General features: G+C 47.0%; 14 protein-coding genes and 1 other RNA gene. 6 read left to right on the top strand and 9 right to left on the bottom strand.

Features of this window, described 5'->3' with window-relative positions; all coding sequences use genetic code 11:
- The first annotated feature begins 58 nt into the window (after positions 1 to 58).
- Positions 59 to 365, top strand: an RNA gene (gene rnpB, locus AOC21_RS09050) — RNase P RNA component class A.
- On the opposite strand, the gene AOC21_RS09045 is transcribed toward rnpB, so the two are convergent.
- The gene (locus AOC21_RS09045) at positions 366 to 788 is read right to left on the bottom strand and encodes an OsmC family protein (RefSeq protein ID WP_215391656.1); all 423 of its coding nucleotides are present in this window, start codon (positions 786 to 788) and stop codon (positions 366 to 368) included.
- Between the two features lie 411 nt (positions 789 to 1,199).
- Between AOC21_RS09045 and rplM the strand changes: the two genes are divergently transcribed.
- The 4 genes from rplM (at position 1,200) to erpA (ending at position 3,673) form a co-directional block, all read left to right on the top strand.
- A complete protein-coding gene (rplM, locus tag AOC21_RS09040) occupies positions 1,200 to 1,628 on the top strand; it encodes a 50S ribosomal protein L13 (protein ID WP_011903721.1) in 429 nt (142 codons plus the stop codon).
- A 9-nt stretch (positions 1,629 to 1,637) separates the two neighbouring features.
- Positions 1,638 to 2,039, top strand: a complete 402-nt coding sequence (gene rpsI, locus AOC21_RS09035; RefSeq protein WP_072582726.1) for a 30S ribosomal protein S9 — start codon at positions 1,638 to 1,640, stop codon at positions 2,037 to 2,039.
- Positions 2,040 to 2,159: 120 nt separating this feature from the next.
- Complete coding sequence (argC, locus tag AOC21_RS09030) at positions 2,160 to 3,218, top strand: N-acetyl-gamma-glutamyl-phosphate reductase (RefSeq protein WP_215391655.1); 1,059 nt, start codon at positions 2,160 to 2,162, stop codon at positions 3,216 to 3,218.
- Between the two features lie 80 nt (positions 3,219 to 3,298).
- Complete coding sequence (gene erpA / locus AOC21_RS09025; RefSeq protein WP_068319574.1) at positions 3,299 to 3,673, top strand: iron-sulfur cluster insertion protein ErpA; 375 nt, start codon at positions 3,299 to 3,301, stop codon at positions 3,671 to 3,673.
- On the opposite strand, the gene AOC21_RS09020 is transcribed toward erpA, so the two are convergent.
- Complete coding sequence (locus AOC21_RS09020) at positions 3,674 to 4,801, bottom strand: anhydro-N-acetylmuramic acid kinase (RefSeq protein ID WP_215391654.1); 1,128 nt, start codon at positions 4,799 to 4,801, stop codon at positions 3,674 to 3,676.
- A gap of 76 nt (positions 4,802 to 4,877) precedes the next feature.
- On the opposite strand from AOC21_RS09020, the gene tyrS reads away from it, so the two are divergent.
- A complete protein-coding gene (gene tyrS / locus AOC21_RS09015; RefSeq protein ID WP_215391653.1) occupies positions 4,878 to 6,110 on the top strand; it encodes a tyrosine--tRNA ligase in 1,233 nt (410 codons plus the stop codon).
- On the opposite strand, the gene ruvB is transcribed toward tyrS, so the two are convergent.
- From ruvB to AOC21_RS08980, 7 genes are all read right to left on the bottom strand, one after another.
- The gene (ruvB, locus tag AOC21_RS09010; protein ID WP_215391652.1) at positions 6,107 to 7,177 is read right to left on the bottom strand and encodes a Holliday junction branch migration DNA helicase RuvB; all 1,071 of its coding nucleotides are present in this window, start codon (positions 7,175 to 7,177) and stop codon (positions 6,107 to 6,109) included. The two genes, tyrS and ruvB, sit on opposite strands and share 4 nt — an antisense overlap.
- 18 nt (positions 7,178 to 7,195) lie before the next feature.
- Positions 7,196 to 7,777 carry a Holliday junction branch migration protein RuvA gene (gene ruvA / locus AOC21_RS09005; protein WP_215391651.1) on the bottom strand — a complete coding sequence of 194 codons (582 nt, stop codon included), beginning with the start codon at positions 7,775 to 7,777 and terminating at the stop codon, positions 7,196 to 7,198.
- Between the two features lie 29 nt (positions 7,778 to 7,806).
- The gene (ruvC, locus tag AOC21_RS09000; RefSeq protein WP_215391650.1) at positions 7,807 to 8,325 is read right to left on the bottom strand and encodes a crossover junction endodeoxyribonuclease RuvC; all 519 of its coding nucleotides are present in this window, start codon (positions 8,323 to 8,325) and stop codon (positions 7,807 to 7,809) included.
- 26 nt (positions 8,326 to 8,351) lie between these two features.
- Positions 8,352 to 9,932 (bottom strand): bifunctional phosphoribosylaminoimidazolecarboxamide formyltransferase/IMP cyclohydrolase, encoded by a 1,581-nt coding sequence (gene purH, locus AOC21_RS08995; RefSeq protein ID WP_215391649.1) that lies wholly within the window; start codon positions 9,930 to 9,932, stop codon positions 8,352 to 8,354.
- A gap of 53 nt (positions 9,933 to 9,985) precedes the next feature.
- Positions 9,986 to 10,225, bottom strand: coding sequence for a helix-turn-helix domain-containing protein (locus AOC21_RS08990; RefSeq protein ID WP_068319558.1), 240 nt, complete (start codon positions 10,223 to 10,225; stop codon positions 9,986 to 9,988).
- A gap of 65 nt (positions 10,226 to 10,290) precedes the next feature.
- A complete protein-coding gene (gene dusB, locus AOC21_RS08985; protein ID WP_215391648.1) occupies positions 10,291 to 11,307 on the bottom strand; it encodes a tRNA dihydrouridine synthase DusB in 1,017 nt (338 codons plus the stop codon).
- Positions 11,308 to 11,436: 129 nt separating this feature from the next.
- On the bottom strand, positions 11,437 to 12,594 hold the full coding sequence (locus AOC21_RS08980) for an FAD-dependent monooxygenase (RefSeq protein ID WP_215391647.1): 1,158 nt from the start codon (positions 12,592 to 12,594) through the stop codon (positions 11,437 to 11,439).
- Positions 12,595 to 12,600: the final 6 nt, after the last annotated feature.

Below are 12,600 nucleotides of genomic sequence, written 5' to 3'. Positions count from 1 at the left end.
AAACTCAAAACATTCGTTTCTTGGCCAAATTCTCCTGACTGCGTTAGACTGCAGTCGCAGAGTCAATTGGGCAATCGCCGCCTCTTTATTGAGGGGGAGGAAAGTCCGGACTCCATAGGGAAGGGTGATGGCTAACGGCCATCCACGGCGACGTGAGGAATAGGGCCACAGAGACGAGCGTATTTAGTTACGGTGAAACGCGGTAACCTCCACCTGGAGCAATCCCAAGTAAGCAGGCGATGAGGCGTCCCGCTGAGTCTGCGGGTAGGGAGCTTGAGCCGTCAGGTAACTGCCGGCCTAGAGGAATGATTGCCCCTAGATGCAAATCTAGGCGACAGAATCCGGCTTATCGATTGACTCTGCACTTATTCTGAAATGATTTCGACGCTGTAAGTCAGTTCTGCAGTTTTGGCCAACATGGTTGTGGCTGAGCAATACTTTTCATGAGACAGCTTAACGGCGCGATCTACCTTTGCCTGATCCAGATCTTTGCCCTTAACGATGAAGTGCAAATTGATCTTAGTGAAGACTTTGGGGTCTTCTGCGGCCCTTTCCGCTTGGAGAGCCACTTCACAGCCGCTAATAGCCTGACGGGCCCTCTGTAGGATTAAAACTACATCAAAGGCTGAGCAACCGCCCGCGCCCGCTAATAGCAGTTCCATTGGCCTTGGAGCCAGGTTTCTGCCACCTGCTTCAGGGGCGCCATCCATGTTTACAAGGTGGCCACTGCCAGTTTCTGCAGAAAAAGCCATCCCGCCATTACCCAACCAACTTACTCGACATTCCATTATTAGTGACCCCTAACTTACTAAATTAATCAATATTATCAATAGTTTACCTATTTTAAGGGAAACTAAGTTGCTGCACAGCAACATAAAAATATTGATTTTGGTCAATATTCTTGCGTTGCACCATGCTCCTTGTGTAGAATAACCATATTGGTAGTCAGTCTTGTATAAGACTGCGACTTACCTCCCAGTGTCTCCTCCACCCAAACATAGGTGGATTCCAACCCAGGACTCGTTCCTGGGTTTTTTTTAGGTTACAATTCAAGGCTTTACTGAATTACCGAGCCGGTCAGCGGTAATTTGTTGTACCAGTTAAATTGCAGAATCTGCGAGCTTGCAAACATAAGCAGGGCCAAGGTGGACGTAGTTTGGTTGGAGTAATTTTTTTTGACCATAACAATTTGAGAAATCATGAAAACTTTTTCTGCAAAATCCCATGAGGTAGTGCATGAATGGTTCGTGATTGACGCTACGGACAAAGTCCTCGGTCGTGTCGCCAGTGAAGTGGCACTCCGTCTACGCGGCAAGCACAAGCCTGAATACACCCCACACGTTGATACTGGCGACTTTATTGTCGTTATCAATTCTTCTAAGCTCCGTGTCACAGGCACAAAAGGCTTGAACAAAATTTATTACCGTCACAGCGGATACCCAGGTGGTATTAGCTCGACTAACTTCGACAAGATGCAAGACCGTTTCCCAGGTCGCGCTTTGGAGAAGGCTGTGAAGGGTATGTTGCCAAAAGGCCCACTAGGCTATGCCATGATTAAGAAATTAAAAGTCTACGGCGACGCCAATCATCCGCATGCGGCTCAACAGCCAAAAGCGTTAGAGATTTAAGGAAACCAAATGGCTATTAATTACGGAAATTGGAATTACGGTACTGGTCGCCGCAAGAGTTCTGTTGCGCGCGTATTCATTAAATCTGGCAAAGGCGAAATCATTGTTAATGGTAAGCCTATCGATGCATATTTTGCTCGTGAGACATCACGCATGATCGCTCGTCAGCCTTTGGCTCTCACAGCCCACTTAACGACCTTTGATATCAAAGTAAACGTTTCTGGTGGCGGTGAAACTGGCCAAGCTGGTGCGGTTCGCCACGGTGTTACTCGTGCATTGATCGACTACGACAACGCCTTGAAGCCAGCCCTGTCTAAAGCAGGCTTGGTAACTCGCGATGCTCGTGAAGTTGAGCGTAAAAAAGTTGGTCTGCACGGCGCGCGTCGTCGTAAGCAGTTCAGCAAGCGCTAATTCTTTCAGTCGCTCAAGTTTTATCGAAAGGGTCGCGCAAGCGGCCCTTTTTGTTTCTACAATTGAGGTATTCAGAAGTTTTAAAAGAAACTTCACATATTCGGCATTTTGGAGAATGGCATGATTAAAGTTGGCATCGTAGGTGGCACTGGATATACCGGAGTGGAGTTGTTGCGTTTATTGGCACAGCATCCCGAAGTAGAGCTCACTGCAATTACTTCTCGTACAGAAGCTGGCATGCCAGTTGCTGATATGTTTCCATCTTTACGTGGCCGTGTCTCACTGAAATTTACAACACCTGACGAAGCCAAGCTTAATGAGTGTGATGTTGTGTTCTTTGCAACCCCACATGGCGTTGCCATGGCGCAAGCAAAGGAATTGCTCGCCAATAATGTGAAGATTTTGGATCTTGCTGCAGACTTCCGTCTCAAAGATGTTAAAGAATTTTCCAAGTGGTATGGCATGGAGCATGGCTGCCCAGAAATTTTGGCTGAGGCTGTTTATGGCTTGCCAGAGATCAATCGTGATGTCATTAAGAAGGCGCGCGTAGTGGGTTTAGCGGGCTGCTATCCAACCTCAGTGCAGCTTGGGCTCGCGCCATTACTGTCACCTAAATCAACTGGTGGCAAACAACTGATCGATGGCAATCACATTATTTCTGACTCAAAGTCAGGAACTTCTGGCGCTGGGCGTAAGGCGGAGATCGGCACACTGTTGTCTGAAGCGGCTGATAACTTTAAAGCCTATAGCGTTAAAGGCCACCGTCATCTTCCTGAAATCGAGCAGGGCTTAAAAGCCATTGCTGGTCATGATCAGATTGGTTTGACCTTTGTGCCGCACCTGACGCCGATGATTAGAGGAATTCATTCAACGCTTTACGTGCGATTGATGGATGCAGGTAAAGATGTCGACTACCAGAAGCTTTATGAGAATTTCTACAAAGATGAGTCTTTTGTGGATGTGATGCCGGCTGGTAGTCACCCAGAAACACGCTCTGTACGGGGTAGCAATGGCATTCGGATTGCGATTCATCGTCCAGGCGGCGGTGATACTTTAGTTATTTTGGTGGTGGAAGACAATTTGGTGAAAGGCGCTTCAGGTCAGGGAGTCCAGTGTATGAACCTCATGTTTGGCCTCCCAGAGACTACGGGCCTCACCCAGATTGCTGTATCTCCTTAATTTCACAAGGAATACCCCTTCAGCAAACTGGCCATTAAAAGCCTAAAATAAGATATTGCCTTTTGAATTGGGAGTAAATCATGACCGAATTAGCTACACAACCTGCACAAGATTTAGCTGAGCCACCAACCCCATTGGTGTTCACGGATAGCGCTGCTGCGAAAGTGGCGGACTTGATTGCTGAAGAAGGTAATCCAGAGTTGAAATTGCGCGTATTCGTACAAGGTGGCGGTTGCTCAGGATTTCAGTATGGCTTCACATTTGATGATGCTGTGAATGAAGACGACACTCTCTTTGAGAAGAATGGCGTTACTTTATTAGTAGATTCAATGAGCTTCCAATATTTAGTTGGTGCTGAGATTGATTACAAAGAAGACATCAACGGATCACAGTTTGTGATTAAGAATCCAAATGCGCAAACTACTTGCGGCTGCGGATCTTCGTTCTCTGCTTAATTAAGCTGGATAGCAAGCGCCTAGGACTCTAGGACCTTTCGCTCCCGTAACGGCTGGCAAATTTGCTGGCCGTTTTTCTTTATGGGCCCAAGCAAGCCATGCAAAAGCGAGGCCTTCTACTAGCTGTGGATCAACCCCAGCAGCATCACTAGTTGTGATTTCTAATGACTGTTTAAAGAAGTGCTGCGACTTCACTTTGAATAAATTCATGAGTGCATTATTTCGAGCGCCGCCCCCACAGACAATCAGCTTCTGGGTTTGCGGGGCGTGGTTTACCAAAGCCTCGAGAGCTGAGTGCGCTGTTAAATGAAGCAGAGTAGCCTGTACATCCTCGGAGAGATAATTTTCATTGCTAATTTTTTCTTGCAACCAAGTAAGATGAAAATCATCTCTGCCAGTGCTCTTGGGTGGTGCTTTTGCAAAGAATGGATCTGTCAACATCCTTGCTAGTAATAATTCATTTACTTTACCCTGCAATGCCCAGTGACCATTTTCATCAAATGCATTGCCTTGATGCTCATGTATCCAAGCATCCATCAGCATATTTCCTGGGCCGCAATCAAAACCAGTGACTTCACCATTCTTGGGAAGTAAGGTCAGATTAGCGATGCCACCAATATTGAGAATCGCTAAATGTTTATCTTCTACAAATTGCTGCGCATGAAATGCGGGGACCAAAGGCGCACCATGTCCACCAGCAGCTAAATCCCGACTTCTGAAGTCAGCAATAACATCGATGCCAGTCTTTTCTGCCAAAAGAGCAGGGTTCAGGGTTTGGTGTGTGTATGCCATTTCACCTAGATGTGGTTGGTGGCGAATGGTCTGACCATGCGCTCCAATAGCAGTGATATCAGAGGGCTGAAGCTGAGCCTTTTCGAGCAGCTGATTGACGGCTTCTGCATAAGCCAAAGCTAAGGTATTACCCGCCTGTTTTTCCCGGTGGAGCTCGTTAGGACCAGGGCTTTGGAGCTCAGATAAAGCCTTGCGAAGCTCTGGTGAGAATGGGGTGCTAACAGCGTCTAAGGCGCTAGTTTCTCCATTGGGCCCTATCTTGGCTAGAACGGCATCGATCCCGTCTAGGCTGGTGCCAGACATTAGGCCAATATAGAAGGAATAGGGTTTGTTCATGTAGCTCTCAGGAATGCGACAATTATGCTTTAGCAATTTAACTACTAATTTAACTGAATCAGCAATCCGAATCAGCATGACGGCTAAACCAGAACAAAAATATCCTTTGACCCCTGAAGTCTACGCGGCACTCGAAGTCACTAAGCGTGGCTGTGATGAGCTATTGGTTGAGGCAGACTGGGTTCAGAAGTTAGCGCGTAGCCAGGCTACCAAGACCCCACTCAGAATTAAATTAGGGTTAGATCCTACGGCGCCTGATATTCATCTAGGCCATACCGTTGTCTTGAATAAGTTACGTCAGTTACAAGATTTAGGCCATACCGTTATTTTCTTGATCGGCGACTTCACCAGCATGATTGGTGATCCATCAGGTCGTAATGCAACTCGCCCTCCATTGACTGCAGAAGAGATTGCTGTCAATGCTGAAACATACTACCGCCAAGCGAGCATGGTGCTCGATCCCTCTAAGACTGAAGTACGCTACAACAGTGAGTGGTGCGATCCTTTGGGCGCGCGTGGCATGATTCAGTTGGCAGCGAGATATACCGTTGCACAAATGTTAGAGCGCGATGACTTTACAAAACGCTATCGCAGTGGTGTGCCTATCTCTGTACATGAGTTCTTGTATCCGTTGATGCAGGGTTATGACTCTGTTGCCTTGAAGAGTGACTTAGAGCTTGGTGGCACTGATCAAAAATTTAATCTCTTGGTTGGGCGTGAGCTCCAACGTGAGTATGGCCAAGAGCCACAATGTATTTTGACGATGCCACTGCTGGTTGGTTTAGATGGCGTGGACAAAATGAGTAAGTCCAAAGGTAACTACATAGGCATCAGCGAGCCTGCTGGCGAGATGTTCGGCAAGCTTTTGAGCATCTCCGATGAATTGATGTGGGATTACTTCACATTACTGTCATTCCGGCCAATGGCTGAGATTGATTTGATGAAGCAAGAAGTTGCTGCAGGCCGCAATCCAAAAGATTGCAAAGTGCTACTCGCACAAGAAATCGTTGCCCGCTTTCATTCGCAAGCCGCTGCAGAAAAAGCTTTAGAAGACTTTAACCATCGCGCTAAGGGTGGCGTGCCGGAAGATATTCCAGAAGTAAACCTTTCTGGTGCTCCAATGCAAATCGCTAATCTCTTGAAGGCTGCTGGCTTAGCTCCATCAACATCAGAAGCTAATCGCAATATTGAGCAAAACGGCGTGAAGATTGATGGTGCGACGATTGCTGATAAGCAGCTTAAGGTTGAGGCTGGTACTTACGTAGTACAAGTGGGCAAACGTAAGTTTGCTAAAGTGACCCTAGCTTAAATATCTAAGCTAGCACTGCCGCTTGGCGGGGTTAACCCAAAGTGCTCATAAGCCTGGCGGGTTGCTACTCGGCCTCTTGAGGTTCTTTGTAGGTAACCTTGCTGAATTAAGTATGGCTCTAAAACATCTTCAATCGTGTCGCGCTCTTCACCGATGGCTGCTGCCAAATTATCAATACCCACTGGACCGCCATCAAACTTGTGCAAGATAGCTTCCAAGAGTTTTCTGTCCATCACATCAAAGCCACTTGGATCCACATCGAGCATCTTCAGTGCCGCATCCGCCATAGCTTTGGTAATCGTGCCGGTACCTTTGACTTCTGCATAGTCACGTACACGGCGCAATAGGCGATTGGCAATACGCGGAGTGCCACGCGCACGCTTTGCAATTTCAACGGACCCTTCTGGGTCAATATCAGCCTTAAGCAAGCTGGCTGAACGATTAATGATCTTAGTGAGCTCTTCTGCGGTGTAGAACTCGAGTCTAGCCACAATACCAAAGCGATCGCGCAATGGATTTGTTAGCATTCCAGCTCGTGTAGTTGCACCAATGAGTGTGAAAGGCTTGAGATCAATCTTTACGCTGCGTGCTGCGGGACCTTCACCAATCATGATATCTAGGCTGTAGTCCTCAAGTGCTGGATACAGAATTTCCTCTACTACCGGGGATAGACGATGAATCTCATCAATAAATAGAACATCGTTTTCTTCTAGATTGGTGAGTAAGGCAGCAAGATCGCCCGGCCTGTCTAGGACGGGACCGCTCGTTTGACGTAAGTTCACGCCAAGTTCTCTGGCAATGATATGGGCTAAGGTAGTTTTACCAAGTCCTGGAGGGCCAAATAAAAGAACATGATCTAGGGCTTCTTGGCGCGCTCTCGTTGCGCTAATAAAAATTTCTAATTGGGCACGTGCCTTTGTTTGACCGACGTATTCATCGAGTTGTTTGGGGCGCAGCGCTCTTTCAAAGACGGCTTCAGCATTACCGGCTGAACCACTCACAATGCGGTCATTATTCTCCGGTAAATCTTCGGGGATAGAGCTAAGGTCGTCTGTATGAATTGCCATGCTGCAAGTGTAGTGGTTTTATGGCTTTGAAAGGTACTTCAATCCCATGCGGATACCATCGGATACCGAAGTGTCAGGAGGGATTTGTTTGAGGGCGAGAAGAGCTTCTTTTTCTGAGTAACCTAAAGCCAAGAGTGCTTGCAATACTTCGCTGCTAGCTTCAATCGCCTGAGGTTTACCACCTGTGATACCTAGGTCTGGAGCGAGCTTGCCTTTGAGTTCTAGGCAGAGACGTTCAGCAGTTTTCTTGCCGATACCAGGCACTTGAGTAAGTCGCCCTGCTTCTTGAAGGGCAATTGCTTGAGCTAGTTCATTAACGCTCATGCCGGAAAGAACAGCCAATGCAGTGCGGGAGCCAACACCGCTAATCTTGATGAGTTGTCTAAAAGCTTCACGCTCAGTCTCAGTCGCAAAGCCAAATAATTGTTGCGCATCTTCGCGAACCTGGAAGTGCGTCAGTAAAGTAATTTTTTGACCAGCCTGGGGCAATTGATACAAAGTGCTCATAGGCACATCAACCTCATAACCAATGCCTTGGCAATCCACTAATAAACGAGGAGGGTGAACTGAAACGAGAGTACCTTGAATGCGACCAATCATGTAGAGATCTTAACCTGTGATGTGTATTTTTACTTGCTGCGTTTCTTGGGTGCTAAGGCAGCAGTAATTGCTTTAGGTATTTGTGCGTGATGGGCGGCGCAAATGGCAACACCCAGCGCATCAGAGGCGTCAGTTCCTGGGGCGCGATTCAATCTGAGAAGGCGCTTCACCATTTCCTGTACCTGCGGCTTAGCTGCTCGGCCCGTACCCACAATGGCTTGTTTGACTCTCAGGGCGCTGTATTCAGCGACGGGCAGTTTTTCGGATACTAGAGCAGCAATGACAGCGCCCCGTGCCTGACCCAACATTAGTGTCGAACGAGGATTAACGTTTAAGAAGACCTCTTCAATTGCAGCAGACTCTGGGCGATAGGTCTCGAGAACTTCCTTAACGCCTGCATAAAGAGCGCCTAAGCGCTCAGGTAAGCCTTTGGCTGGATCGCCACTTTCAATCGTCCCAGAGGCGACGTAAGTCAGCTTTTGGCCATCGACATCAATGACTCCAAAACCGGTAGTCCGTAAACCTGGGTCGATTCCTATCCAGCGCATGAGTTTGTTTGTTAATTTCTGTTTGATTAGTGACGGAAGTGACGGGTGCCTGTAAAGATCATGGCAATACCATGCTCATTTGCTGCTGCAATGATTTCATCATCACGCATGCTGCCACCTGGTTGGATTGCACAGCTTGCGCCACCGTTCACAACGACATCTAAGCCATCACGGAATGGGAAGAAGGCATCGCTTGCTACGGCAGAGCCTGTAAGACTTAAGCCAGCGTTCTCAGCCTTGATGCTGGCCATGCGCGCAGAGTCAACACGGCTCATTTGGCCAGCGCCGATTCCGAGGGTCATGCCGTTAGCACAATAAACAATGGCATTGGATTTAACAAACTTAGCAACACGCCATGCAAACATCATGTCATGCATTTCGCTTGGAGTGGGTAGGCGCTTGCTAACAACACGCATTTCACTTTCGAGAACATTTTTGGCATCTGGAGATTGCACTAATAAGCCACCACCAACGCGTTTGAAATCAAATGTATTAAATGCAGTGCCTAATGGAATCTCTAAAAGGCGAACATTTTGTTTTGCAGCAAAGATTGCTTTGGCTTCATCGCTAAAGCTAGGGGCAATCAACACCTCCACAAATTGCTTGGAGATGGCTTCGGCTGCAGTGCCGTCACAAGGAACGTTAAAGGCAATAATGCCACCAAAGGCTGAGCTTGGATCAGTTTTAAACGCTTTTTGATAAGCCTCCAGTGCTGATGCACCAACGGCTACACCACAAGGGTTGGCGTGCTTGATGATTACGCACGCGGCAGCGCCACCGGCATTGCCAGTAAAGCTCTTGACGCATTCCCAAGCAGAATCAGCATCAGCAATATTGTTATAGGAAAGCTCTTTTCCTTGTAACTGTTTGTAATTGGCTAGCGCGCCGTCTACTGGATAGATGTCTTTGTAGAACGCCGCAGATTGGTGTGGATTTTCACCGTAACGCATCTCTTGAACTTTTTCAAAGGCAAGATGCAAAGTTTCTGGATAAGCGGAGCGGGCTTTGTGATCTAAATCATCACCCAAAGCCGAGAGATAGTTTGCAATTGCGCCATCATATTGAGCGGTATGTGCAAATACTTTTTTTGCCAAAGCTAAATTAGTTTTATATGAAACAACATTCTTATTTGCCTTCATTTCCGACAACACTGGAGCGTAATCTTCCGGCGAGATCAACACAGTGACGTCTTGATGATTTTTGGCAGCAGCACGCAACATCGCAGGGCCACCAATATCAATATTCTCAACCGCATCTTCAAATGAACAACTTTCCTTAGCAACAGTCTCATTAAAGGGGTAAAGGTTGATTACCAGCATATCAATCGTGTCGATACCATGCTCTTTCAAGGCTGCCATATGCTCTGGGAAATCTCTACGAGCCAATAGACCACCATGCACCATTGGGTGGAGGGTTTTTACTCGACCATCAAGCATCTCCGGAAATTTCGTCAAGGAAGAAACCTCAACCACTGGCAGATTATTTTCAGCCAAGAGTTTTGCAGTACCTCCAGTAGAGATGAGCTTGATACCTTGCTCATGGAGGGCTTTTGCAAAAGGCACGATGCCATTTTTATCGGAGACGGAGAGGAGGGCTGTACGGATCATAGTTTTCGGAGCTTAATTTAAAAAAATGGCATTGTTATTGGTAATATTTGCAATTACTTCAGCAGTTGATGCTCAACGAGTTTCTTGTGAAGCGTATTGCGATTAATACCAAGATACTGTGCTGCTAATGATTGGTTTTGTTTGGCATGTTGCATTACCAATTCCAGCATGGGTTTTTCAACCACAGCTAATACCATTTGATAGATATCGGTCGGTGCTGTTCCCTTGAGGTCATTCAGATAACCCTGCAATTGGGTTTCAATACATTCGGTAATTGGGTGCTTATTGGTCATAACAATCTATCGATACAAAAACTAAAATAATAAAAATAAAACTAGAGAATTAAATCAAGGCAGAACTACGCCGCCTCTAAAAATAACAAGCGGTCAGAATGGGATTTCATCTCATCAAAATAATCATTGACCATTTGAAGTTGGGTTCTGCAGTCATCAGCGGTATTCATACGTTGGCGGAAAGCATGGGAGTCACGCAAACCTTTGCAGTACCAGCCAATATGCTTGCGAGCAGTACGCAGGCCAATATGTTCTCCATAGAACTCGTAATGGTCTAGAAGATGTGCATTCATAATGGCTTGGATCTCATTGATCTCGGGGGTTGGTAGCTTGCCCCCTGTTTCGAGATAGTGATTGATTTCACGGAAGATCCAAGGACGACCTTGAGCGGCGCGACCAATCATGATGGCATCTGCGCCGGTGATTTTTAGAACTTGCTCCGCCTTTTCTGGGCTGGTGATATCGCCATTGGCCACTACCGGAATACCCACACTATTTTTGACTGCAGTAATGGTTTCATACTCTGCCTCACCGTGATACAGATCTGCTCTAGTGCGACCATGAACAGTGAGCATAGAGATGCCCGATTTTTCTGCGAGGCGCGCAATTTCAATGGCATTTTTATGCTCACGATCCCAGCCCGTACGAATTTTCAAAGTAACGGGCACAGCATCTGGTCCGACGCCAACAGCATTCACTACGGCTTCGAGGATTTGTTGCACTAAGGGTTCATCGCGAAGTAATGCTGAGCCAGCTGCAACATTGCACACTTTCTTAGCGGGGCATCCCATATTGATATCGATAATCTGGGCGCCGTGATCTACGTTGATTTTTGCCGCCGCCGCCATCATCGCTGGATCGGCCCCTGCGATTTGGACTGCAATAGGTTTGAATTCACCAATATGGTTAGCGCGACGTTGCGTCTTTTCACTCTTCCAAAGAAGGGCATTGGAGGCCACCATTTCAGAAACGGCATACCCCGCACCCAATTTCTTACAAAGCTGCCTAAATGGGCGATCCGTTACCCCAGCCATAGGGGCTACAAATAACTTATTTGCGAGGAGGTGAGGGCCAATATTCATCTAAAGGGGGCTTGGGCGGAAAGCATGACACTTTAGCACATTCAGCCCCAAATTTGCCTAAAAAATAGGCAAATTGCTTGTTTCAGATCAAATGGTGAAGGCTTCTATTTTGGGGGCTATCTAAGCCCTTTAGCGCCTACCAAACATCATCTGGCGAGCTAAGGCTGTTTTGACTGGTGGAAGCCACTGTAGGGCCGATAAAGCCAATCCACGAGCCATCACAATTGGAGCTAGATTAGAGGTAAATACTCTAGCCATGAAGTCGGTAAGACCAATGGTAGTAGTTCTATCAGCTTTGCGACTTCGGGCATAACTCTGCAGTACATTTTGCACATCTGCTGGAGATTGTTGTTCTGCGGATCCAGAAAATACCTCAACCAACTTCTCAGATAGTAAGAAGGCATCTCGTAATCCTAGATTTAAACCTTGGCCCGCTACTGGGTGCAAAGTTTGGGCGGCGTTACCAATCCAAACTTCATTGTCTTTAGTAATCTCTTTGCGATAGTTCAAGCCTAATTCATACAACCGACGATCTTGAATTTTCAGAAAGCGCCCAATGCGTGAACCAAATTCTTGTTGTAATTCACTTAAGAAGTCTGCATCACTCAGTTGTAAGCGATGTTGTGAAGACTCTGGAGAGCCGCACCAAACCAGATTCAAAATATTAGAGCCATAGTGGCTTGGTAAAACTGCTAAGGGACCTTCAGCAGTAAAGCGTTCCCAAGCTTGATGAGGCTCTGCATTTTCAACCTCAACCAAGCCTACCAGGGCTGACTGACCATAATCGCGTCCAGACTCAACCCACTCTTGGGTCTTAAATAAGCCACCCTCGGCATGCACAATACATTTCGCATTGGGCTGACTTTCTTGGGCATCCTTATGTATATGCTCCCATACAAAGTTAGGGCTTTTCGCCTGAATTGCTCGTAGGGCTTGGCGCAGTGTGATGTGAATATCGCGATAGCGAATGATATGGCCCAGTGCATCTTGCTTGAGCTCTTCACGCGTCATTAGTGCTCGGCCAAAGCGGCCTGCTTGGGAAACGTGTACGCGATGAATTTGGGCCGATTCTTTTGGCCAGGCGTTAATCGTATCGAGTAATAGTTTGCTGCCGTGTGAGAGAGCAATGCCCCTACTATCAGCGCTTACTAAATCTTCATCATTAACAGAGTTACGATCCAGTAAGGTGATTTTTGCATCAGGAAATTTTTGCAAGGTCCATGCGGCGCAAGCCAGTCCAACAGGACCGCCACCCTGAATCAAAATATCGCAACTAGATGAGCTCATTTTTAT

Source organism: Polynucleobacter sp. VK25 (assembly GCF_018687355.1).
Taxonomy (GTDB): Bacteria; Pseudomonadota; Gammaproteobacteria; order Burkholderiales; family Burkholderiaceae; genus Polynucleobacter.
This window is presented reverse-complemented; position numbering and strand designations above follow the sequence as displayed.

Excerpts from the sequence above, each read along its gene's own strand:
- dusB (WP_215391648.1), bottom strand. The coding sequence starts at position 11,307 with ATGAATATTGGCCCTCACCTCCTCGCAAATAAGTTATTTGTAGCCCCT.
- AOC21_RS09045 (WP_215391656.1), bottom strand. The coding sequence starts at position 788 with ATGGAATGTCGAGTAAGTTGGTTGGGTAATGGCGGGATGGCTTTTTCT.
- purH (WP_215391649.1), bottom strand. The coding sequence starts at position 9,932 with ATGATCCGTACAGCCCTCCTCTCCGTCTCCGATAAAAATGGCATCGTG.
- AOC21_RS08980 (WP_215391647.1), bottom strand. The coding sequence starts at position 12,594 with ATGAGCTCATCTAGTTGCGATATTTTGATTCAGGGTGGCGGTCCTGTT.
- rpsI (WP_072582726.1), top strand. The coding sequence starts at position 1,638 with ATGGCTATTAATTACGGAAATTGGAATTACGGTACTGGTCGCCGCAAG.
- rplM (WP_011903721.1), top strand. The coding sequence starts at position 1,200 with ATGAAAACTTTTTCTGCAAAATCCCATGAGGTAGTGCATGAATGGTTC.
- AOC21_RS09020 (WP_215391654.1), bottom strand. The coding sequence starts at position 4,801 with ATGAACAAACCCTATTCCTTCTATATTGGCCTAATGTCTGGCACCAGC.
- ruvA (WP_215391651.1), bottom strand. The coding sequence starts at position 7,777 with ATGATTGGTCGCATTCAAGGTACTCTCGTTTCAGTTCACCCTCCTCGT.
- ruvB (WP_215391652.1), bottom strand. The coding sequence starts at position 7,177 with ATGGCAATTCATACAGACGACCTTAGCTCTATCCCCGAAGATTTACCG.
- tyrS (WP_215391653.1), top strand. The coding sequence starts at position 4,878 with ATGACGGCTAAACCAGAACAAAAATATCCTTTGACCCCTGAAGTCTAC.
- ruvC (WP_215391650.1), bottom strand. The coding sequence starts at position 8,325 with ATGCGCTGGATAGGAATCGACCCAGGTTTACGGACTACCGGTTTTGGA.
- argC (WP_215391655.1), top strand. The coding sequence starts at position 2,160 with ATGATTAAAGTTGGCATCGTAGGTGGCACTGGATATACCGGAGTGGAG.
- erpA (WP_068319574.1), top strand. The coding sequence starts at position 3,299 with ATGACCGAATTAGCTACACAACCTGCACAAGATTTAGCTGAGCCACCA.
- AOC21_RS08990 (WP_068319558.1), bottom strand. The coding sequence starts at position 10,225 with ATGACCAATAAGCACCCAATTACCGAATGTATTGAAACCCAATTGCAG.